The 20,811-nt window shown below is 57.5% G+C and carries 16 protein-coding genes, 2 tRNA genes and 1 pseudogene; 9 read left to right on the top strand and 10 right to left on the bottom strand.

What is annotated here, in order from left to right; translation table 11 throughout:
• Window positions 1–5: 5 nt before the first annotated feature.
• The 3 genes from C2U40_RS05510 to C2U40_RS05500 are packed head-to-tail and all read left to right on the top strand — an operon-like array spanning window position 6 to window position 2,842.
• Entirely contained in the window at window positions 6–1,073 is a 1,068-nt protein-coding gene (locus C2U40_RS05510) for a hypothetical protein (protein WP_103829221.1), read from the top strand.
• Window positions 1,066–2,160: a hypothetical protein gene (locus C2U40_RS05505; protein WP_103829222.1), complete on the top strand. Its 1,095-nt coding sequence runs from the start codon at window positions 1,066–1,068 to the stop codon at window positions 2,158–2,160. The genes C2U40_RS05510 and C2U40_RS05505 overlap by 8 nt, the downstream gene beginning before the upstream one ends.
• Entirely contained in the window at window positions 2,147–2,842 is a 696-nt protein-coding gene (locus C2U40_RS05500) for a hypothetical protein (RefSeq protein ID WP_181014970.1), read from the top strand. The genes C2U40_RS05505 and C2U40_RS05500 overlap by 14 nt, the downstream gene beginning before the upstream one ends.
• Before the next feature lie 155 nt (window positions 2,843–2,997).
• Here C2U40_RS05500 and C2U40_RS05495 read toward each other — a convergent pair.
• Window positions 2,998–4,232: pseudogene (locus C2U40_RS05495) on the bottom strand (ATP-binding cassette domain-containing protein).
• A gap of 430 nt (window positions 4,233–4,662) precedes the next feature.
• On the opposite strand from C2U40_RS05495, the gene C2U40_RS05490 reads away from it, so the two are divergent.
• Window positions 4,663–5,577 (top strand): DKNYY domain-containing protein, encoded by a 915-nt coding sequence (locus tag C2U40_RS05490; protein ID WP_044800454.1) that lies wholly within the window; start codon window positions 4,663–4,665, stop codon window positions 5,575–5,577.
• Between the two features lie 113 nt (window positions 5,578–5,690).
• Here the strand turns inward: C2U40_RS05490 and thrC are convergent, their stop codons facing one another.
• The 4 genes from thrC to C2U40_RS05465 all read right to left on the bottom strand — a co-directional run bounded on the left by thrC (window position 5,691) and on the right by C2U40_RS05465 (window position 11,384).
• Window positions 5,691–6,965 (bottom strand): threonine synthase, encoded by a 1,275-nt coding sequence (gene thrC, locus C2U40_RS05485; protein WP_103828551.1) that lies wholly within the window; start codon window positions 6,963–6,965, stop codon window positions 5,691–5,693.
• Window positions 6,962–7,957 carry a homoserine kinase gene (thrB, locus tag C2U40_RS05480; RefSeq protein WP_103828552.1) on the bottom strand — a complete coding sequence of 332 codons (996 nt, stop codon included), beginning with the start codon at window positions 7,955–7,957 and terminating at the stop codon, window positions 6,962–6,964. Before thrB ends, thrC begins: the two co-directional genes overlap by 4 nt.
• 2 nt (window positions 7,958–7,959) lie before the next feature.
• Window positions 7,960–10,431 carry a bifunctional aspartate kinase/homoserine dehydrogenase I gene (thrA, locus tag C2U40_RS05475; protein ID WP_103828553.1) on the bottom strand — a complete coding sequence of 824 codons (2,472 nt, stop codon included), beginning with the start codon at window positions 10,429–10,431 and terminating at the stop codon, window positions 7,960–7,962.
• 260 nt (window positions 10,432–10,691) lie between these two features.
• Complete coding sequence (locus C2U40_RS05465) at window positions 10,692–11,384, bottom strand: tRNA/rRNA methyltransferase (RefSeq protein WP_103828554.1); 693 nt, start codon at window positions 11,382–11,384, stop codon at window positions 10,692–10,694.
• A gap of 195 nt (window positions 11,385–11,579) precedes the next feature.
• On the opposite strand from C2U40_RS05465, the gene aceK reads away from it, so the two are divergent.
• Window positions 11,580–13,307: a bifunctional isocitrate dehydrogenase kinase/phosphatase gene (aceK, locus tag C2U40_RS05460; RefSeq protein ID WP_024943685.1), complete on the top strand. Its 1,728-nt coding sequence runs from the start codon at window positions 11,580–11,582 to the stop codon at window positions 13,305–13,307.
• Window positions 13,308–13,422: 115 nt separating this feature from the next.
• Here aceK and C2U40_RS05455 read toward each other — a convergent pair whose 3' ends face one another.
• Window positions 13,423–13,821: an META domain-containing protein gene (locus tag C2U40_RS05455; RefSeq protein ID WP_103828555.1), complete on the bottom strand. Its 399-nt coding sequence runs from the start codon at window positions 13,819–13,821 to the stop codon at window positions 13,423–13,425.
• Between the two features lie 172 nt (window positions 13,822–13,993).
• On the opposite strand from C2U40_RS05455, the gene C2U40_RS05450 reads away from it, so the two are divergent.
• The gene (locus tag C2U40_RS05450) at window positions 13,994–14,470 is read left to right on the top strand and encodes a hypothetical protein (RefSeq protein WP_103828556.1); all 477 of its coding nucleotides are present in this window, start codon (window positions 13,994–13,996) and stop codon (window positions 14,468–14,470) included.
• A gap of 5 nt (window positions 14,471–14,475) precedes the next feature.
• On the opposite strand, the gene C2U40_RS05445 is transcribed toward C2U40_RS05450, so the two are convergent.
• Both C2U40_RS05445 and C2U40_RS05440 read right to left on the bottom strand, forming a co-directional pair.
• Window positions 14,476–14,955, bottom strand: coding sequence for a putative 4-hydroxy-4-methyl-2-oxoglutarate aldolase (locus C2U40_RS05445; protein WP_011706822.1), 480 nt, complete (start codon window positions 14,953–14,955; stop codon window positions 14,476–14,478).
• Window positions 14,956–14,997: 42 nt separating this feature from the next.
• Window positions 14,998–15,414, bottom strand: a complete 417-nt coding sequence (locus C2U40_RS05440; protein WP_103828557.1) for a DUF3293 domain-containing protein — start codon at window positions 15,412–15,414, stop codon at window positions 14,998–15,000.
• 376 nt (window positions 15,415–15,790) lie between these two features.
• Between C2U40_RS05440 and arcA the strand changes: the two genes are divergently transcribed.
• Window positions 15,791–16,510: a two-component system response regulator ArcA gene (gene arcA / locus C2U40_RS05435; protein ID WP_103828558.1), complete on the top strand. Its 720-nt coding sequence runs from the start codon at window positions 15,791–15,793 to the stop codon at window positions 16,508–16,510.
• Between the two features lie 146 nt (window positions 16,511–16,656).
• Here arcA and C2U40_RS05430 read toward each other — a convergent pair.
• Together C2U40_RS05430 and C2U40_RS05425 are read right to left on the bottom strand one after the other, a co-directional pair.
• Window positions 16,657–16,731 (bottom strand) — tRNA-Gly (locus C2U40_RS05430).
• A gap of 94 nt (window positions 16,732–16,825) precedes the next feature.
• Window positions 16,826–16,899 (bottom strand) — tRNA-Gly (locus C2U40_RS05425).
• Window positions 16,900–17,100: 201 nt separating this feature from the next.
• Between C2U40_RS05425 and cydD the strand changes: the two genes are divergently transcribed.
• Both cydD and cydC read left to right on the top strand, forming a co-directional pair.
• A complete protein-coding gene (cydD, locus tag C2U40_RS05420) occupies window positions 17,101–18,870 on the top strand; it encodes a heme ABC transporter permease/ATP-binding protein CydD (RefSeq protein ID WP_103828559.1) in 1,770 nt (589 codons plus the stop codon).
• Window positions 18,863–20,608 carry a heme ABC transporter ATP-binding protein/permease CydC gene (cydC, locus tag C2U40_RS05415; RefSeq protein ID WP_103828560.1) on the top strand — a complete coding sequence of 582 codons (1,746 nt, stop codon included), beginning with the start codon at window positions 18,863–18,865 and terminating at the stop codon, window positions 20,606–20,608. Before cydD ends, cydC begins: the two co-directional genes overlap by 8 nt.
• Window positions 20,609–20,811: the final 203 nt, after the last annotated feature.

Genomic DNA, 20,811 nt, shown 5'->3' with positions numbered 1-20,811 from the left:
ATTAAATGGCTGAAAATGGTCCTCGTGAGGACATAGCAAAAATTGTATCTGAAAAATTATTGAGCATTTTTAAATGGAAGCAATATGGCCCATACGACCAAGATTTTCCATGTCGGAAACAACAAAAACATCTAGAAAAAGATAAAACCCAAAAGCATACACATCCTGTAGATGTTGTCTTTGGATATAAAGACCCATACAGCAACAAGAATGTTCTTCTTAATACAGATCTAAAGAGTTATGGTGAGGGAACCATAAACTCTACAATGGTAGAGGATGCATTAATATCATTAGCAAAAACTATTGATTGCGCCGAGAACAGCCCCGATTGGCAACGAAAATACGCTATTCCTCCTGGAGATTATGAAGTCCGTGGACTCCTTTTTGTTTACAATCATGACAACAAGCAACAAAAAGAGTTTTATGAATTTTTTTATCCTCCAAAAAGAGAGAAAGGACAGCTAGGCAGACCACCAAAGCCGATACAACTATCTAAAATCCCTGTACCCAAGGATAAACAACTTCATTTCGTCGAACCTCTTTTAATTAACTATTGGATGAGTATTGCTGCTGATATTAGCGATATGATTCGCTTAAGCACATTTCCAAAAAATGACTATGGATTCTACTATCCACAGCTAACTTTCCACAAGGTAACATCATCAGAGAAATATCTTCCAGCTACTATAGAGTTATTATCATCCCCATTTATTATAATTAAGCATGATGAAGTAAAAGAAATTGTAAATTCCAATATAGAAACTGTATCCGGCCCAGGGTATATCGTTTATTATAATCGAGAGGGAAAAACAGACAAAGAGTTTATCTATCTACTAGATTTGCTATCTAAATATCAACTTCTAAATAGCGAAAACAAAATAAGATTAAAAATACCTCAAGTTAATGCCGATTCTTCAGCTCGCTCTCATTTTACAAGGGCTTTAGAAAAGTATGCTCATGAATGGGGCTACGATGATGCGGGAAGAAGTCTAAATATACATCTTGATATGATTCCATATACAAGAGAGTTCTACGATTCTGAAAACATTGGCTGGAAGAGTGTTCATGCATAAAAATTATCTATATAGCGTTACAGATAAGGCTTTATTTGACGCATTAAACACATCCAAAATCAACAACTCAGAATTGAGAGATTTATTTCTTTCACGAAGAGTTATTATTTCAATAGAAAGTAAACGAGAAGATCTATCGCGTGAGTTCTCGAAATATAATCACGACTACTATGATCATCAAAAAATAGCCAGTGCAATGGGCATTATACAACGTAAAGAAAAAGTAACTACTGGTGATTATACGACTAGAATTGATCAAGATGCTTTGGAAGAAACTCTTAATACCCTAAAAACAAAGATAACCCAAGAAAGAGACTTATGCATATGGCATGAAGATTCAAATGGTAGCTATATCATAGACATAACATATGAAACACCTGACTACACTAAATCTGAGTTTAAACAAATAGTAAAAAAAGAGGCCTGCATTACAATTGAGAAAAATGATACCGGTTATACGGTAAGATACCCAGACAACCCTAAAGTAAGAGAGTATGAAAAAATAATTCGTGAATCCCTTGTCCGAAAAGCCGAAGAAACAGACTCACCTTTCGATTTTACAAACATAAATTTAGCATCTGTTGATGATGCTATTGCGAGAACATCTTTTTTCCAAAAATTATTATATGGCATGGAGAACCATAAACCTATCGATGTGACAGATGTCTATGTATATCATCCCAAACCCTCTGATGATGACAAAGAAAGATCTGGTGAGCTAGGCATACATATTAGTAGAGCGTCATTAAAAGGCGAAGGAGTATTACAGTCAGGTGAACTTCAAGAGCTTTATGAACGAGGGTATTACATATCTAAAATTAGATGGAAATTTGAAGAGAACCTTATAGGTTCGGACATATATGAAATAGAGGCTATGTTTGGTGAACCAGAAACATTTGAAAACTTTTCTTATATAACCCGAGGCAAGTATAAATATAAGAGTCAAGGTGAATATAATAAAAACCCATCTAGATTAGATGCCAAAGAGGAGCTTGAAATATCAAAAGCCATAGAAACAACAGCTAAAAAAATAATTAATGAAATCTTGATCTCAGCTTTGGAGGAAAATTCAGATGAGTCGAAATAGATTCAGAATGTTACTAATAAACAGTAAAAAGAACACTTTCAATATACTCTCTGATTTAAAAAAAACAGGTAATGAGAATAACGATTTTACATTTTATGGATTATCGCTAAGTGAGGATGAAACTCTTTATGCCACTTACTCAGAGAAACTTGAATTTCATGAGGAAGCTTATGATCAGTTCGGAAATGTAGTCGATGAAATCTCATACATAACATATCGCAACATCAATTTTCACATTGAGACATTAGATACAAATAGAATGTTGATGGTAATTAACAACCCACCGAGTACCATTAAAAACTTTATAAGGAATTTTTCAAGCGCACTGGACTTTCAAATTGGATTCAGCACCCCTGAAATAAACTTAAAAAAATTCAAGGATATTCTTGAGCTAGAATTACAATCCAAGATCAATGGTGCAGAAAAAGTTAAAGTAAGTCAGCTAGCTATAGATAAAAATGCAAGAGCCACAATAGAAATAACTAGTACAAAAGATGCCTTCGAATCGTTAACCCAGTTAATAGCCAACAAAGAATACAAAATTGATAAGCTAAGCACCTCTATTAATATCAATAATACCACTGTAGCTTTTGAAATATCCAAGTTCTGTAGCTTGCAAATACATGAGGAACATATCAAAAAAATAATACCATCACTAAAAGACACATTAATCAAACAATAATTTTTCTGTATCTACTGCGAATAATAACTATGAGAACACCTGCTTTGTTTAGATGAGACTTACATCCTGTTCAAGAAGAGTATTATATGAGTCATAATCTAGGCCCCCCACCTTTCTGAGCCAGCCATTCCTTGGCTGGCTCACGATTTAGCCCCCTATCCCCCCAACCAATACTCCCTTTCAACCCCTACCCCGGCCATAAACTCGGGATCGTGGGAGACCAGCAGCAGGGTACCCGGGTAGTCGGCCAACACCTGAATAAGCAGCTGGCGCGAGACATGATCCAGATGGTTGTCCGGCTCGTCCAGCAGCAACAGGTCTGGCAGTTGCGCCAGCACCATCAGCAGGCCCAGTTTTAGTCGCTCGCCACCGCTCAGACCATGACAGGGCATCAGAGCGCGATCGCCGCGCAGTTTGATACCCGCCAACCGGGTTCTTGCGTCGCTCTCAGACAGTGTCGGTGCAACCGCCAGCAGATTGGCCAGCGGGCTGAGGTCTCGCGCAATCAGGCTGAGCCCCTGATCAAGACACGCCAGCCGGCCATTGATGCGAAAGCTGCCCGCCTCGGGCGCCAACTCACCGCGCAGCATTTGCAGCAGGCTCGACTTGCCGCTGCCGTTGCGACCGACCAGCAAACAACGCTCTCCCCGTTGCAGCACCAGATCTACCTGCTGATCGTGCCAGCGCCTGTGGCGCGCCGCCGTGATCACCAGCGGCTGGGCCGCCCCCTTGCGATCGCGCTCTGCAGCCCCTGCTCGCCCAGCTCCAGAATCTGGCTGGTCTGATTGAGCAGGCGCCGGTCGTGGCTTACCAGCAGATAGCCACCACTGTGGCTGGCCAATCGCTGGCTCAGCCACGCGATGCCACTGGCATCCAGGTGGTTGTCCGGCTCATCGAGCAACAGAAAGTGAGCAGATCTCGCAAACAGTGCCAGCAGGCGCAAGCGGGTGAGCTGGCCGCCGCTCAGGGTGCTGACCGGAGTATGGGCATCGAGCCTGAGGCCCGCCTCTGCCAGCAGGTCGGCAAGATCGCTGCGCAGGTTCCAGCGATCAGCCAGCCGCTCGAAATCGTCCAGGGCACAGCTCCCCTGCTCGATGCGCTCAAGGGCCCGCAGCGGCTCGCCCCAGCCGATAAGGTCGGCCACGCTGGCTCCGTCGTCATGAGCCTGCGCGGGCGCGAACTGGGACAACCAGCTGATGGGGGTCAACCACTCAATCTTGCCAGCAGCCGCGCGGCGCTGGCCCGCCAGCAGTTCGAGCAGCAGGCTCTTGCCGATGCCGTTGCGGCCGATCAGGGAGCAGCCCGCAGCGGGTAAAGTGAAGGTAAGGGGCACAGTGCAGGCGCCGAAGGGCAGTTGCAAGGCGTTGATATGACATGCGATATGGGTCATCTGAACTCCTGTGGGCCAATGCGGAAGCCGCAGGCCAAGAGCCAAGCCAAATGACAGGGACACGTGTCCACAAGTGGGAAAAAAGCAGAGGAATCAGCATCAACCTGTCACGGTAAGACGCACCCGATCTCCCTGGCGGGAGAGGAATCAAAAGCGGGGTGCGGACAGGTTAAATGCGCATCGGAGGAAGTACTCATATATCAGAAGAGCCAAGAGGCTAACCCGACGAAGGTGAGTTGGTCAACTGAACATACAGCTTGCTGCCAAGGTGCAAGCTGGGTGGGCACTCTTAGCAGCGCTTAATGCTTGCCATATGGAAACCCATCTACGTATGATGCCAAACGGCACCGTTTTGGGGCGTGCAGTGCTCTCGCAGCCCTGGCGGCCATTTCGCATCATCACCCACCTTCTCAATGAACAGTGAGCCCTTATGAATGTTCGCTACTGCGCCCTGTTGGCGTGCTGTCTGCCGCTGGCAAGCCATGCAGAGATTGTTGCCCCCTATCAGCTTGATGCCGGCAAGGTCATCTTCAAACCCTATGGCAATCAAGCGGGGATCCCGCTGGCCGGAGCTGTGCCGAGCGACTTTGATGTCACATACCGCAACGATGATTTCAGCATTGCCCACTCGCAGGGGCGCTATTTCTGCAATGCCCAGCCACTGCCCGACAGCTTCGATCTCAACACTGCCAAGGCGCTCGGCAGTTTTCTGCTGAGCGGGCAGCAGGCCTATGCCTATTGCGAGCAGATCAAGGTGCCAGTGAATACCGCCGCCTTTACCTTGCTTGACCACCCTTTTGCCAGCGACGATCGTCATGTCTTTCTCATCACCGGTGAACTGCTCGAGGGAGCGGACCCCAAACACCTGAAGACGGCCCATGGTCAGGCTGCTGACCAGCGCCACTACTACTATGTGGCCGACCAGACCAAGGTCATCCCTCATCGAGGAAAAGTGGCGTTGTACGACGTCTGCCAAGGGTGGGCCAACATCGATGGCACCCTCTATTTCGAAGGTGAACCCCAACAAGGGGTGGATGCCACCAGCTTCCACTGCCTGAACTTCTCTTCCGCCGTGACCAAAGACGGCTTCTATAGCGGCAACCAGCGGATCGCTCCCCTGCCAAAAGGAGTCGACAGCGCCCTTATCAAACCGTTGCAGGAGAACTTCGTCACCGACGGCACACGCGTGTGGTATGTGAACGTCCAGCCGACTGAACTGGAAGGGGTCAACCTGGCTGCAGCCAAGGTGGAATACGACCAGCTCAGCGATGGGGTGCACAACTGGGATTGCAGTGTTCACGATGATCTGGGCAACCCCAGCTGTGAAAAAACGGCCGTGGAATAACTTGCTCCCGATTTCGGGTTGCTCTCGACCTCAACGCAGAAAACAAAAATCCCCCGATATCGGGGGATTTTTTATGGCTGCCATTCAGCACCCAGCTATTTTGCTCAACCTTTTTATTCAACCAAAAATGCTCTTAACCGGGCAAACTCCGCCGGCAGGTTATGGGACAAGAGCGGCAGCACGGCGTGCTTGGCGAGCGGGCCAGGGAGCGGCACGTCCAGCCCCAGGATCTCGTCCACCGACTCCTTGAACTTGGCCGGATGAGCGGTACAGAGGAACACCCCCACTTCGTCCTCAACCAGCTGTTCGCCCAGCAGATCCCAGGCAATCGCCCCGTGGGGTTCGCACAGGTAATCCAGCTCATGCAGGCGCTTGAGTGCGTCTCGAGTCTGGGCATCACTGCGCATGCCAGACCCCAGGGTTTCCAGTGCCCAGCCGTTGCGACGGCACAGCTCTTCCACCCTAGGCCAGTTGTTGGGGCGGCTCACATCCATGGCATTCGACAGAGTGGCCACTGTCTGGTGCGGTTCCCACTGGCCGGTTTTCAGGTAGCGCGGCACGGTATCGTTGGCGTTGGTGGCGGCGATAAAGCGCTTCACCGGCAGCCCCAGTGCCTTGGCGATAAGACCTGCGGTGAGGTTGCCAAAGTTGCCGGACGGCACGCTGATGACCGCCTTGGCACGATCGGCTTTCGGCAACTGGGCCAGCGCCTCGAAGTAGTAGCAAACCTGGGCCAGCAAGCGACTGATGTTGATGGAGTTGGCGGAGTTCAGACCAATCGCCTTTTTCAGCTCCTCATCATCGAAGGACTGCTTCACCAGCGCCTGGCAGGCATCGAAATCGCCGTCGATGGCGATAGTGCGGATGTTGCCCCCTAAGGTGCAGAACAGCGCTTCCTGCAGCGGGCTTATCTTGCCCTTGGGGTAGAGGATCACCACTTCGATCCCCTCCAGCCCGTAGAAGGCGTGGGCCACGGCGGCGCCGGTGTCACCGGAGGTGGCGGTGAGTATGGTGATCTTGTCGTTGGTTCTAAACGCCGCGAGGCACTGGGCCATAAAGCGGCCGCCGAAGTCCTTGAACGCCAAGGTCGGGCCGTGGAACAGTTCGAGGGCATAGGTGCCATCTTTGAGTTTCACCAGCGGCGCCGGGAAGGTGAAGGCCGCCTTGACCAGTTCGTGTACCTGAGGCGCGGCCACTTCGTCCCCCAGCAGGTGGCTGAGGATGCGGGCGGAGCGCTCCACCAACGGCAACTCCAGCAGGGCATCCACATCGGCCAGCGGCTCGAGCCGCTCGGGGAAGAACAGACCCTGTTCGCGGCCCAGACCCTGACGCACCGCCTGGGCGAAGCTCACCTGTTCACTCTTGTCCTTGATATTGTAAAGATTCATAGCTCGCTTCCTGTTACCCGTGCCCCGGCCATGTCGAGTTTGCAAACCCGGGCAAATCCATCTTCATTCTGCACGAAATGTGCATCCATCCAATCTTTCATCCGCTCGGCCTGGGCCAGATCCTTCATCACCACGAACACGCTGGGGCCGGAGCCCGAGATGCCGGTAGCCAGCGCCCCGTTCTGGGCGGCCTGGGCCCGCACCTCGGCAAAACCTTCAATGAGCGCCGCGCGGTAGGGCTCGGCAATCACGTCCTTCAATACGCTCGCCGCCAGCCCCTCCTGCCCGGTGTAGCTGGCGTGCACGAAGGCGGCCAGCCGGCGGCCATAGGTGAGGCAATCCTGCCGGCGATACTGGGCCGGCAGAATGGCGCGGGCGGCGGCGGTGGAGACCACTGTGCCCGGATAGCAGACCACCCAGTACCACTGCTCAAACACCGGAATGCCCTGGCTGATGACGCCGTGCTCTTCCAGCACCAGCTGCATGCCCCCCAGATAGCAGGGGGCGACGTTGTCGTAGTGGACGGAGCCGGAGATCTTGCCTTCCATCTCCCCCATCAACAGCAGCAGGTCGTGTTCATTGAGGGGCGAGCCGTGAAAAGCGTTGAGGCCTTCGAGTGCTGCCACCACGCTGCAGGCGCTGGAACCCAGACCCGAGCCCACCGGCAGGTTCTTCTCCAGCACCATTTCGAGCGGCTTGAGACCAAGGCCGCGCTTCTCCAGCGCCTCGCCATAGGCGAGCCAGCAGTCATGGAGGATGTTCTTTTTCGGGTCAGCCGGCAACTTGTGGGCGTAACGGCCCACGGAGGAGAGGGCAAACGGCACATCAGCCGCCTTGACCTGGACGCGATCCCCGAGCAGAGAGCCATCCACGGGGGCGAGCGCCGCCCCCAATACATCGAATCCCACGCTCAGATTGGCGCTGGAGGCGGGGGCATAGGCCACCACGCTGCTGCCTTCAGTCATATAAGAGGGGTACATGTCTGAACTCATGCTTACAACTCCTGCTTCCAGTTCTGGGTGCGCAGCACGTCGGCAAAGACGCCCGCAGCGGTCACTTCGGTACCGGCGCCATAGCCGCGCAGCACCAGCGGGATCGGCTGGTAGTAGGTAGAGAAGAAGGCGAGCGCGTTCTCCCCGTCTTTGACCTTGAACAGCGGCTCGTCGGCGCCGACCGCCTTGATGGCGACCTTGCACTTGCCACCCTCGATGGAACCCACGTAGCGCAGCACCTTGCCGTCACGCTGGGCCGCCGCGAACTGGTCGCGGAACCAGCCGTCAGCCTCCGGCAGGCGGGCCATGAAGGATTCCACATCCTCGCTCACATCACCCTCTTTTACAAAAGATGGCGGCAGGGCCTGCTCCACTTCCACATCGGAGAGCTCCAACGCCATGCCGGCCTCGCGAGCCAGGATGAGCAGCTTGCGCGCCACGTCCATGCCGTTGAGATCGTCGCGGGGATCCGGCTCGGTAAAGCCGTTGCCACGGGCAATCTTGGTGGCGTCGGAGAAAGCCATCCCCTCGTCCAGCTTGCCGAAGATAAAGGAGAGCGAACCGGACAGCACGCCGTCGAAGGCGCGCAGCTTGTCGCCGGCCTTGATCAGGTTCTGCAGGTTCTCGATGACCGGCAGGCCGGCGCCCACGTTGGTCTCGTACAGGAACTTGCGACGGGTCTGGCGGGCGGTGCGGCGCAGCGCCTTGTAGTAATCGAGCGACCCGGTGTTGGCCTTCTTGTTCGGGGTGACCACGTGGAAACCGGCGGCGAGGAAGTCGGCGTACTGAACGGCGATGGCCTCGCTGGAGGTGCAGTCGACGATCACCGGGTTGATGAGGTGGCTCTCTTCCACCAGCTTTTGCACCGCTTCCAGGCTGAAGCTGTCACGAGCCTCCACCAGCTGTTCACGCCAGTTGGCGAGGTTCAGCCCGTCCTTGTTGACCGCCATCTGGCGGCTGTTGGCAATGCCCACCACCCGCAGGCCGGTGCCCTGCTCGGCCAATACCGGCTGCTGACGGGCAATCTGGTCCACCAGAGCCGCGCCGACACCGCCGACGCCGACCACGAACAAGTCGATGAACTGCTGGCTGCCGAAGAAGTTCTGGTGGCAGGCCTTGATGGCTTCCGCCACTTTGCGATCCCGCACCACCGCCGAGATGGAGCGCTCGCTCGAGCCCTGGGCGATGGCGACGATGTTGATGGAGGCTTGCGCCAGCGAGGTGAAGAAGCGTGCCGCCATCCCCTTGGAGGTGCGCATGCCGTCACCGATGAGAGAGATGATCGCCAGATCCTGCATGATCTCGAGCGGATCCAGCAGCTGGTTCTTGAATTCCAGCTCGAACTCGCGCTCCAGCACCTTGCGGGTCTTGTCGCAGTCATAGCTGTGGATACAGAAGCTGACGCTGTACTCGGAGGAGGATTGGGTGATGAGGACGATGCTGACCCCGGCGCGGGAGACGGCGGAGAAGATACGGCCGGCCATGCCGACCATGCCCTTCATGCCGGGGCCGGAGACGTTGAACATGCACATGCCGGAGAGATCCGAGATGGCCTTCACTTTCAGGTCGTCATCCCCCTGCTCGACGCCAATCAAGGTGCCCGGCCCCTGCGGGTTGAAGCTGTTCTTGATGAGGCAGGGAATGTGGAACTGGGCCACCGGCGCGATGGTTTTCGGGTGCAGTACCTTGGCACCGAAGTAGGAGAGCTCCATCGCCTCCTTGTAGGAGAGGGTCTTCAGCAGATAGGCGTCCGGCACCAGGCGCGGGTCGCAGTTGTAGCAGCCCTCGACGTCGGTCCAGATCTCGCAGCACTCGGCATCGACACAGGCGGCCAGCACGGCGGCGGAGTAATCGGAGCCGTTACGACCGAGCAGCACGGTCTCGCCCTTGTCGCTGCCACCGGTAAAGCCCGGCATCAGGTAGAGGCAATCGGAGCGCAGGCCCTTGGCGGCGAAGCGCAGGCGGGAGGCTTCGATGTCGACGTGAGCCTCCAGGTAGCCGCCGTCGGTCACCAGCAGCTGCTCCGGCACTATGATGTCCAGCTCGAGGCCGCGTACCCGCAGCAGCTCGTGCATGAAGGCGATGGAGAGGTTCTCGCCCCGGCTCAGGATGCGGGCCTGCACGTTGTCCGGGCAGAGCCCCAGCAGGCGGATGCCCTGCATCAGCCGCTCCACCTGATCCAGCTCGGCGGTGAGGCGGGCCTGCAGCGCCTTGTCATCCAGTGCCGGATAGGCTGCCTTCAAGCCTGCCAGCAGGCGGGAGAAGATACCGTTGATCTCGAACAATGTGCTGCTGGCATCCATGCCGCGGCTGGTCTGTTCCACCAGCGCCACCAGGTGGTTGGTCACCTTGGCCGGTGCCGACAGCACCAGGGCAACCTGGGATTGGCCGTGGGTATTCACCGCGATATCGGCGACCCGTAAAAAACGCTCTGCATCGGCCAGTGACGACCCGCCAAACTTCAACACTCTCATCGCTTTCTCTCCCTGTGATCCTTGCAAATTTGCCCGAAAATGGTTCTGAAAATCATCCAACAAAAAGGCCCGTACTGGGTGGGTACGGGCCTTTTCTGATTTCTGTGCTTGTTCGTCAGCGCATCAACCGGCCCCAGTGCCACCTGTGGTGGTACCGGTAATAATGGTGGTGGTGATGACGTTGGTGAATAACTGCATGACGAACACTCTTGAACGAAGCTGGCTTTTAGCAATACCGCGCCGGGCGCCGGGCTGTCAACCTAAACCTCTTTGCCAAGTTTGCGGGCAAGGTCTTTGCAGAGCAGGTGAAGCATATTCAAATCCCGCTGCGGCAGCATGGGCACTCGGTCCATTACCCACTGATGTAGTTTTTCATCCTGCGAAACCCCGAGATCACCAAGAATTTCTGCTGTTTTGCTTTTCAGCACCCGAACCTGTCCGGAGTTATCAACATTTTCTGCTGGCACCTCGGGCTCATCAAGCAACTGGCTCAGCTCGTAGGCGTACAGCATGATCGCCTGCCCCAGGTTCAGGGACGGGTAGCTTACCTTGAGCGGCAGATAGCTGATGAGGTCGACCTGGGCCAGCTGCTCGTTGGAGAGCCCCGACTCTTCGCAGCCAAACACGATGGCGACCTTGTCCAGCGATGGCTTGGCCTTGATCTGGTCGCGGATCTCGGCCGGAGTGAGGTAGTGCTGATAACGACCGCGCTGGCGGGCGGTGGTGGCCACCACCAGATCCATGTCGGCCAGCGCCTCTTCCAGGGTGTCGAACGCCTCGGCCTGGGTCAGGACCTCCTGCGCACCGTGGGCCACCCAGCTCGCCTCCTCCTCTTCGTGCACCCGGCTTGCCACCAGTCGCATGGCATCAAAGCCCATGGTTTTCATGGCGCGGGCGGCAGCGCCCACGTTGGCCGGGCGGGCGGGGGCCACCAGCACAAAATAGAGTTTCATCGGGTTTTCTCCTGGGCAGGGCCGAATGCGCAAACAACAGCGGATCATCGGCAAAACAGGGGCGCAATCTACCGTTTTCACCCGAAAATTGCCACTTGAACAGACGTTTGAATGTTGCCATAGTGGCCGGGAATGTGAACAAATTGCAGCCAATCCCAGGCGCCATCGGCCCGACAGATCACAAGGAAGAGAGAGATGCAGCAGCCATTGGAACAGGCCGTCGCCGAGACGATTCTGCAACGCTTCGAGTCGTTTTACAGCCGGTTTCTCGAAATAACCCAGGGCAGCAAGAGCCGCTTCGAGAACAGCGACTGGCTGGGGGTGCAGCTCGCCGGGCGCGAGCGTATTCGCCTCTACGATCATCACGTCGGCGCCACCACGGCGCTGATCAAGCAGATGATGGGGGCGACCCTGCCGAGCCAGGCCCTGCTCAAGCAGGTGAAGGGGGCGTTCAGCGATCTGCTGCCCAAGTGCGAGAACTTCGAGGTGGCGGAGTCCTTCTTCAACTCCGTCTATCGCCGTATCTTCCGCCATCGCAACATTCGCGACGAGAACCTCTATATCCATCCATTTCGCAGCCGGGGGGAGCACCCCGACCTGAGCGCCTTGCTGCGCATCTATCGCACCGATCTCGCCCATCTGCCGCAGACCCTGAGCCAGCTGCTGGGGGATTACAGCTTCACCCTGCCCTATGAGGACAAACAGCGGGATATTGTCGACATCCAGCGCCATCTTGCCGAGAACGGGCCGGCCATCCTGCACGATGAGCCGTTCGCCATCGAGTTGCTCAAGGAGGTGTTCTACCGCAACAAGGGGGCCTATCTGGTGGGGCTGATCCGGGTCAAGGGGCAGGTCTTCCCCTTCATCCTTCCGCTGCTCAGCACCGGTCAGAGCATCTATGTGGACACCGTCATCTTCGAGCCTGAGCTGGCCTCCATCGTGTTCGGCTTCGCCCGCGCCTACTTCATGGTCTATGCCCCCGTGCCGGCGCTGTTCGTGTTGTTTCTACGCCAGATCATGCCCCACAAGCCGGACTACGAGATCTACAACGCCATCGGTTGCCAGAAGCACGGCAAGACCGAGCTCTATCGCCACTATCAGCAGCACCTGGCCCAGAGCCGGGAGCAGTTCGTCATCGCCCCCGGCATCAAGGGGATGGTGATGAGCGTGTTTACCCTCCCCTCCTATGACGTGGTGTTCAAGGTGATCAAGGACGAGTTCACGCCGCCCAAGGACGTGAGCCACGAGCAGGTGAAGGCGAAATACCGGCTGGTAAAACAGCACGATCGGGTGGGCCGCATGGCCGATACCCAGGAGTTCACCAACTTCGAGTTTCCCCTCGATCGCATCTCGCCGGAGCTGTTGGCCGAGCTCAAGACGGTGGCCCCGTCTGCGTTGACCCTCACCGACGACAAGCTGGTGATCAAGCACCTCTACACCGAGCGCAAGATGATCCCGCTCAACCTCTATCTGGACAAGGCGGACGAGCAGCAGACCCGACTCGCGCTGGAGGAGTACGGCAACGCCATCAAGCAGCTGGCGGCGGCCAACATCTTCCCTGGCGACATGCTGTTCAAGAACTTCGGGGTCACCCGCCACGGCCGGGTGGTGTTCTACGACTACGACGAGATCTGCTACATGACGGAGTGCAACTTCCGCCAGATCCCGCCACCACGCTACCCCGAGGATGAGTGGAGCGCAGAACCCTGGTACTCGGTGGCCCCCAACGACATCTTCCCCGAGGAGTTCGCCACCTTCTTGCTGCAAAAACCCCAGGTACGCGACATCATGATGCAGCTGCACAAGGAGCTGTTCGATGCCAACTACTGGAAGATGCTGCAGAGCAACATCAAGGAGGGGGTGTTCGAGGATGTCTATCCCTATCGGCGCAAGAAGCGCTTCAAGTTTCAGCGGGGGGGCTAGCCTGTCCGGGAGCCCAGTTGCAAAAGGGAGTGCAAATAGCAAAAGGGACGCCGAGGCGTCCCTTTTGCGTTGGGCCGTCAGCTCGCGCTACGACAGTCCCTGACAAAACCGTCAGTTACTTGGCGGCAGGCATGGCGTCGAAGGTAAGCAGCGCCGCCTTGTTGGCGTCGCTCAATACCAGCTGCTGACCGCTGATCTGGAAGCTCGCCACTTTCTCCAGCTTCTGCAGATAGAGCATCTCCTTGCCGGCCAGATCGCCCATGCACATCATGCGGGTCGACCCCATGGGGCCCAGCGCCAGCACGCCGTCACCCTGCTGGGTGATGGCGCCGAAATAGCGGTTGCAGCCGCCCTTTCCCGCCACCTTGTCACCGGCGACTTGCAGGGTAAAGGTGTCGCCGTTCGCCCCTTGCAGTTGCCAGGTGGAAGCTTGCAGTTGAGTCAGCTTGGAACCAGTTGCCATGGCGCAGCCTCCCAGGGCCAGTACGGCCAGCAGAGTCAGTTTTTTGTTCATGGGTTCACCTCTTGATATCAGCAAAATAGGGGAAGAAACATGGTGATGGGGGCCTGTGTATCATGAGAGCGGGGCAAATCAAAACTGTTTTATTGTGATCGGGGTTCCCTTTACTACCAGCTGGCATGTGCCATGCTTGTATTCCTGTTCCGGACCCAGGGAGGGGAAAAGAATGGTCAAATCATCCGTCATCGCACTCGTCTCATGCCTCAGCCTTACCGCCCAGGCCGCCGACTGGGATTTCCTCAAGAACGACGCCAACAGCCAGCTCTACGTCAAGAGTTACTCCGGCGTGCTGCTCGACAATCAGGCTCATCACAACGACAGTTTCGATCTCTGGCTCATCAATACCGGCTATCAGTATCCGCTGCACGATGGCGTCAGCCTCTACATGGAAGCAGGCCCAGCCATCGGCCCCAGCAGCGAGCAATCCGGCTACAACCTGAGCTCGGGGGTGCGCTATCAGCTCTCCCCCATGCTCAACATCGGCAGCCAGCTCAAACAGCTGGAAGTGAACAAACCCAGCACCCTGCTGGAGCTCAACACCAGCCTGCTGCTGACCCCGCAACTGGCCATCACCGCCAATTACGGCGTCAGCGCCTTTCGCACCGAACAATCCCTCAGCGTCGGGGTCGGCTTCAACTTCTAGCGGGATCAGATCAGCCGGGTGGCGCTCACCAGCACGCCGTTGAGATCGGCGTAGACGTAGTCACCCGGATGTATGGTTACCCCGGCAAACGACACCACGGCATCCAGTTCCCCTTGTCCCCGCTTCTCGGTTTTGACCGGACAGGGCGCCAATGCCTTGACCCCCAGCGCCAGTGTCGCCAGCGTGCCCACGTCGCGCACGGCGCCGTAGATCACGATGCCTTCCCAGCCCTGCTCCGCCGCCTTGATCGCCAGCTGATCGCCGAGCAGGGCGCGGCGCAGGGAGCCACCACCATCGATCACCATCACCCGCCCCTGCCCGGGCCGGTTGACCAGCTCCCGCACCAGGCTGTTGTCCTCATAGCAGGAGAGAGTGACCGCCTGGCCGTGAAACAGCGCCTTGCCACCAAAATTTTGAAACAGCGGCTCCGCCACCTGCAGAGCATCGCCGTACTCGTCACAGAGATCGGGCAGTAGATCCAGCATCATAAGTCTCCTTCCATGGACATGAATTCGCTCATTCTTTCATCAAGCAGAGCCCCTGACAATCCAGTGAGATTCAATTCTGCCCAGATGGTGTGGCTCCCCCGCCAGCAACACCGGCAGCAGCCAGAGCTCCCCCTGTTCCACCCAGTAGATGGCATTCTGGCCAAAGCGGGCCGCCAGCTGGATGGCCTCGCTGCGCGTGGAGGCCAGCAGCAGCGACGACTCCTGCCAGCTTTCATCCAGCGAACTGCCCCGGCAGGGCCCCATCACCTGCCAGCGAGGAACCGCCGCAATGGCCCGCCACAGGGCCCGCTGACGGCGGGTATTGCGACGCATTCCCAGCTGGCGACTGGCAGGATTCCAGGCCGTCACAATGGCGTAGGCAGGCCATTTCGGCGCCGAAAAGGGTGCAATAAAGCAGATTTTTCTGTAGTTTTCCCACAAATTCATGTCAACCACATGTTACATTCCATTACATTTTATAGGGGCGAAAATAGGGGCAACCCCAAGTATCATGCTGTGAACTCAGGGTTTGACCTATATCAAACCAGAGTTAAAAAGTTGCTATCTGACGGCAAAGAGTGTTGTTATGCGCCTGTTAACTGATAAAATGCAGCCACTTTTGTAATGGACTACCTTTCCAGGCTTCTCTCGATCAGACTTATTGAGAGCCTATGTGTGGCACAGGGATGTTTGCCAACGCTGATGCCAAATTCGCGATAATCCGACCTGACATTCATACCCAGGATGACGTAATAAATTTTCAGGACCGGTCGGGTAACGCCAAAGAGTGTTAAAATTTAGATAACTAACTGATAAGAATCTGGGAATACTCATGCAAACACCACACATTCTGATCGTCGAAGACGAACTGGCCACTCGCAATACCCTGAAAAGCATCTTCGAGGCAGAGGGCTATATCGTGCTCGAAGCCAACAATGGCGACGAGATGCATCAGGCTCTGACTTCCCACACCATCAATCTGGTGATCATGGACATCAACCTGCCGGGCAAGAATGGCCTGCTGCTGGCACGCGAGCTGCGTGAGGACGACAACATCGCCCTGATGTTCCTGACCGGTCGTGACAACGAAGTGGACAAGATCCTGGGTCTGGAGATCGGTGCCGACGATTACATCACCAAGCCGTTCAATCCCCGTGAGCTGACCATCCGTGCCCGCAACCTGCTGAGCCGCACCATGAATGTGGCCGCTGGTGGCGAAGAGAAGAAGCTGGTGGAGCGTTACCTGTTCAACGGCTGGGCACTGGACATCAACAGCCGCGCCCTGGTCAGCCCGGCTGGCGACATGTTCAAGCTGCCGCGCTCCGAGTTCCGCGCCATGCTGCACTTCTGTGAAAACCCGGGCCAGATCCAGACCCGTGCCGAGCTGCTCAAGAAGATGACCGGCCGTGAGCTCAAGCCCCACGACCGCACCGTGGATGTCACCATCCGCCGTATCCGCAAGCACTTCGAGAGCGTCAACGACACTCCGGAGATCATCGCCACCATCCACGGCGAAGGCTATCGCTTCTGCGGCGAGCTGGAGCAGGAGTAATCCTCCCTCCTCCCGAGTTGAAAAGGCGCCGTTGGCGCCTTTTCCATTTCTGTGCCTTTCAGGGTGGCCGCTCTGGCACTCTCGCCGGCATCAAAAAACAGACAACAAAAAGCCCACTCGCAGGAGTGGGCTTTTTGCATGAAGGCTGGAGCGGGCAGCGGGAATCGAACCCGCATCATCAGCTTGGAAGGCTGAGGTAATAGCCATTATACGATGCCCGCCTGGCATCAAAACTTGCTTGGTGTGATGGGGAAACCCCATGACAGACAGCCGTTTCGGCTGAGGTGACAACGGCCTTGACCATTATCTGGAATTTGGAGCGGGTGATGGGAATCGAACCCACGTATGCAGCTTGGGAAGCTACCGTTCTACCATTGAACTACACCCGCGTCAGGGCCTCTACTATATGCATTTTGCCGCCGAGCGCAATCACCTCGATACGGTTTTTTACCGTAAATCAATCTGTTCGACCAACTAATGAGCAGCAAGCCGCTTTTTCAATCAACCGTTTTCACAAGCCGGAATTTACAAGGTTGCCAAGCCTGGGGGGCGAGGATAGTCTTGCGCCACTCGACGCGAGGATGGTGGTAATGGATAAAAAAACGCAAAAACGACTCTATGGCTGGTTGCGCAATCAATCGAGCCACGGCCGGCGCTGGATCGGCCTCTCCATCGGCTTTGGCCTGGGTCAGGGCATCCTGATGGTGGCACAGGCCTGGCTGCTGGCCACCCTGCTGCACGGTTTCATCATCGAAGGCACCACGCCGGCGCAATCCATTCCCCTCTTCATCGCCCTGCTGTTGGTTACCCTCGGCAAGGCGGTGCTGGCCTATGGCCGTGAAGTAGCCAGCTTCCAGGCCGGCAGCGCGGTGCGCCAGGCCATCCGCGAGCTGGTGCTCACCCGTCTTGGCCGGTTAGGACCGGCCTACATCCAGCGTCGACCGGCCGGCAGCTGGGCCAGCCTGCTGCTGGAGCAGATTGAAAACATGCAGGATTTCTTCTCCCGCTACTTGCCGCAGATGGCGATTGCCGTGTTCATTCCGGTGGTGATCCTGGTGGCCGTGTTCCCGGTCAACTGGGCCGCTGGCCTGATCCTGCTGGGCACGGCGCCCCTCATTCCCCTCTTCATGATCCTGGTGGGGGTCGGCGCCGCCGACGCCAACCGCCGCAACTTCCAGGCGCTGGCCCGTCTCTCCGGCCACTTCCTCGATCGCCTGAAGGGGCTGCGCACCCTGCAGCTGTTCATGCGCACCCAGGCGGAAGGGGATGCCATTCGCGATGCGTCGGAAGATTTTCGCGAACGCACCATGGAGGTGCTGCGCCTTGCCTTCCTCAGTACCGCCGTGCTGGAGTTCTTCGCCGCTCTCTCGGTGGCGCTGGTAGCCGTCTACTTCGGCTTCTCCTATATCGATCACCTGAACTTCGGCCACTATGGCAGCAAAGTTACCCTGTTTACCGGCCTGTTCGTGCTGTTTCTGGCCCCCGAGTTCTATGCTCCGCTGCGGGAACTGGGTGCCCACTACCATGCCAAGGCGCAGGCCATCGGCGCCGCCGAACAGCTGCTGGAGTTCCTCGAAGCCGAGGTGACGGAACCCGCCTCAGGCCATGCGCCCTTCCATGCCGACGCCCCCATCAAGGTAGAAGCCAAAGGCCTTGAAGTGCTGAGCGCCGAGGGCAAGGTGCTGGTCGGCCCCATCGACTTCACCCTGGCGTCCGGTTCGCGCACCGCCCTCATCGGCATCAGCGGCGCCGGCAAGAGTTCGCTGGTCAATGCCCTGCTCGGCTTTGCCCCCTATCGCGGCGAGCTCAAGGTCAACGGCCAGGAGCTCGCCAGCCTCGACATGAGCCAGTGGCGCCGCCAGCTGGGCTGGCTCTCCCAGAACCCGCAGCTGTTCCATGCCTCGCTGCGCGACAACCTGCTGCTGGCCAACCCCTCCGCCAGTGACAGCGAACTGGAGAAGGCCCTGAAACGGGCTCAGGCGTGGGAGTTTGCCATGGAGAAGGGGCTCGACTATGCGGTGGGGGATCAGGCCGGCGGCCTCTCGGTCGGCCAGGCCCAGCGCCTCGCCCTGGCCCGTACCCTGCTCAAGTCCACCCAGCTGATGGTACTGGATGAGCCCACCGCCAGCCTGGACCGCCACTCGGAGCGCGCCATCATGACCACGCTCGAACAGGCCGCAGCAGGCCAGACCCTGCTGATGATCACCCACCGCATCGACCAGCTCACCAAGATGGACAAGATACTGGTGCTGGCGCGCGGCCAGCTGGTGGAGCAAGGCAACTTCCAGCAACTGAGCAGGGCGCAAGGCCCGTTTGCCCGCCTCTTGTCCCAACACCCGGGGGATTCTCTCGATGACTGATCTATTGCCGTTTCTGCGCCTCTATCGCCAGCACTGGCTGAGCCTCTCCCTCGGCCTGCTGCTGGCCCTGGTGACCCTGGTGGCCGGCATGGGACTGCTGTCGCTCTCCGGCTGGTTCCTCTCCGCCGCCGCCGTGGCGGGGCTGGCCGTCGCCAGCCGTGATACCTTCAACTACATGACTCCGGCTGGCGGGGTACGCTTCTTCTCCATCATCCGCACCGCCGGCCGCTGGGGTGAGCGGGTGGTGAGCCACGACGCCACCTTCCGGGTGCTGACCCGGCTGCGGGTCTGGTTCTGGCAAAAGCTTTCGCCGCTCTCCACCGGCGCCCTGGCGGGCTTTCGCCAGGCGGATCTGCTCAACCGGCTGGTGGCCGACATCGACGCCATGGACCACGTCTACCTGCGGCTGGTCACCCCCATAGGTGCGGCCCTGCTCAGCAGCGCCGGTCTGGTGTTCTTCCTCTCGCTGTTCGATGCCGACCTGGCCCTGATACTGGGCGCCATCCTGCTGTTCGGCATGCTGGCCCTGCCGCTGGTGTTCTACTTCCTCGGCCGCCAGCCCGGTCGCCAGCTGATCGCCGAGAAGTCCAACCTGCGTACCCGTCTGGTGGACTATCTGGACGGCCAGGCCGAGCTGCAGATGTTTGCCGCCGCCCCCCGGGCGCGCGACGAGCTGCAGCAGGCCGAACAGGCGCTGATCCAGGCCCAGGCCCGCATGGCCCGGGTGAGCGGGCTGGCCAACTGCTCGGTGCAACTGCTGAGCGGCTGGACCCTCACCCTGATGCTGTGGCTGGCCGGTCACGGGGTAGCAGGCGCCGCGCCGGATCCCATCACGGCGCTGATGGTGTTCGCCACCCTGGCCAGCTTCGAGGCGCTGATGCCGCTGGCCGGTGCCTTCCAGCACCTCTCCACCAGCCTCACCTCGGCCCGCCGCCTCAACGAGATCCTGCAGGAGGCCAAGGCCCCCGAGTGGGGCCACGAACAGCGCCACGCGCCACAGGGGGCGCTGCAGATTAGCGACCTCTACTTCAGCTACCCAGGCAACCCGCAGCCGGTGCTGCGCGGTTGCACCCTGCAGTTGCAGGCCGGTGAAAAACTGGCGCTGCTGGGCCAGACCGGCTGCGGCAAATCGACCCTGATGGGACTGCTGACCCGCGAATGGAACCCGCAGGCCGGCAAGATCCTGCTCGATGGCAAGCCGCTCACCGACTACAGCGAAGGGGCGCTGCGCGCCTCCCTCTCGGTGGTGAGCCAGCGGGTGCACCTGTTTGCTGATACCCTGCGCGGCAACCTCAAGCTGGCCGCCCCCCATGCCAGTGACGAGCAGCTGGTGCAGGTGCTGACCCAGGTCGGCCTTGCCAATCTGCTGGAAGATGACAACGGCCACAGCGACAGCGGGCTCGATGCCTGGCTGGGGGATGGCGGTCGGCCGCTCTCCGGTGGCGAGCGCCGCCGCATCGGCATCGCCCGCGCCCTGCTGCACGACGCGCCGCTCTGGCTGCTGGATGAGCCGACCGAGGGGCTCGACAGCCAGACCGAGCGAGAGATCATGGATCTGCTGTTCAAGCTGGGGGCGGATCGCACCCTGCTGCTCATCTCCCACCGTTTGCTGGGGCTGGAGCAGATGGACCGGATCGCCCTGATGGAAGAGGGGCAGATCCGCCTCTGCGCCCCCCATCAGACGCTGCTGGCGGACGACTACTACCGCAGCCTGCATCAGCGGCTGGCGCCGGCCTGATGAGCAACGAGAGAGGGGTGCCCGGTGAGCCCCTCTCTCATGACACCAGGCCAGTCATCTTTGCCGGCAGCGTGAAGCTGCACGGACAACACACGGCCGGATCCTGGTCACACCCCGCCCATACGGCTAAAAATGGGGCTGGTCGACACCGTCGACTGGCCCCTATAATGGCCCCTTCGTTATTCCACAAGATGCCGACATGG

The sequence above is a fragment of the Aeromonas sp. ASNIH4 genome, assembly GCF_002934425.1.
Lineage (GTDB): Bacteria > Pseudomonadota > Gammaproteobacteria > Enterobacterales > Aeromonadaceae > Aeromonas > Aeromonas hydrophila.
The sequence above is the reverse complement of the archived record's forward strand: the minus strand, read 5'-3'. Positions and strand labels throughout refer to the sequence as shown.

Bases quoted from the DNA above. Each gene is read 5' to 3' on its own strand.
- C2U40_RS05510 (WP_103829221.1), top strand. From the start codon at position 6: ATGGCTGAAAATGGTCCTCGTGAGGACATAGCAAAAATTGTATCTGAA.
- arcA (WP_103828558.1), top strand. From the start codon at position 15,791: ATGCAAACACCACACATTCTGATCGTCGAAGACGAACTGGCCACTCGC.
- thrC (WP_103828551.1), bottom strand. From the start codon at position 6,965: ATGAATCTTTACAATATCAAGGACAAGAGTGAACAGGTGAGCTTCGCC.
- cydC (WP_103828560.1), top strand. From the start codon at position 18,863: ATGACTGATCTATTGCCGTTTCTGCGCCTCTATCGCCAGCACTGGCTG.
- C2U40_RS05445 (WP_011706822.1), bottom strand. From the start codon at position 14,955: ATGCTGGATCTACTGCCCGATCTCTGTGACGAGTACGGCGATGCTCTG.
- thrB (WP_103828552.1), bottom strand. From the start codon at position 7,957: ATGAGTTCAGACATGTACCCCTCTTATATGACTGAAGGCAGCAGCGTG.
- C2U40_RS05450 (WP_103828556.1), top strand. From the start codon at position 13,994: ATGGTCAAATCATCCGTCATCGCACTCGTCTCATGCCTCAGCCTTACC.
- C2U40_RS05455 (WP_103828555.1), bottom strand. From the start codon at position 13,821: ATGAACAAAAAACTGACTCTGCTGGCCGTACTGGCCCTGGGAGGCTGC.
- C2U40_RS05490 (WP_044800454.1), top strand. From the start codon at position 4,663: ATGAATGTTCGCTACTGCGCCCTGTTGGCGTGCTGTCTGCCGCTGGCA.
- cydD (WP_103828559.1), top strand. From the start codon at position 17,101: ATGGATAAAAAAACGCAAAAACGACTCTATGGCTGGTTGCGCAATCAA.
- C2U40_RS05465 (WP_103828554.1), bottom strand. From the start codon at position 11,384: ATGAAACTCTATTTTGTGCTGGTGGCCCCCGCCCGCCCGGCCAACGTG.
- C2U40_RS05500 (WP_181014970.1), top strand. From the start codon at position 2,147: ATGAGTCGAAATAGATTCAGAATGTTACTAATAAACAGTAAAAAGAAC.
- C2U40_RS05505 (WP_103829222.1), top strand. From the start codon at position 1,066: ATGCATAAAAATTATCTATATAGCGTTACAGATAAGGCTTTATTTGAC.
- aceK (WP_024943685.1), top strand. From the start codon at position 11,580: ATGCAGCAGCCATTGGAACAGGCCGTCGCCGAGACGATTCTGCAACGC.
- thrA (WP_103828553.1), bottom strand. From the start codon at position 10,431: ATGAGAGTGTTGAAGTTTGGCGGGTCGTCACTGGCCGATGCAGAGCGT.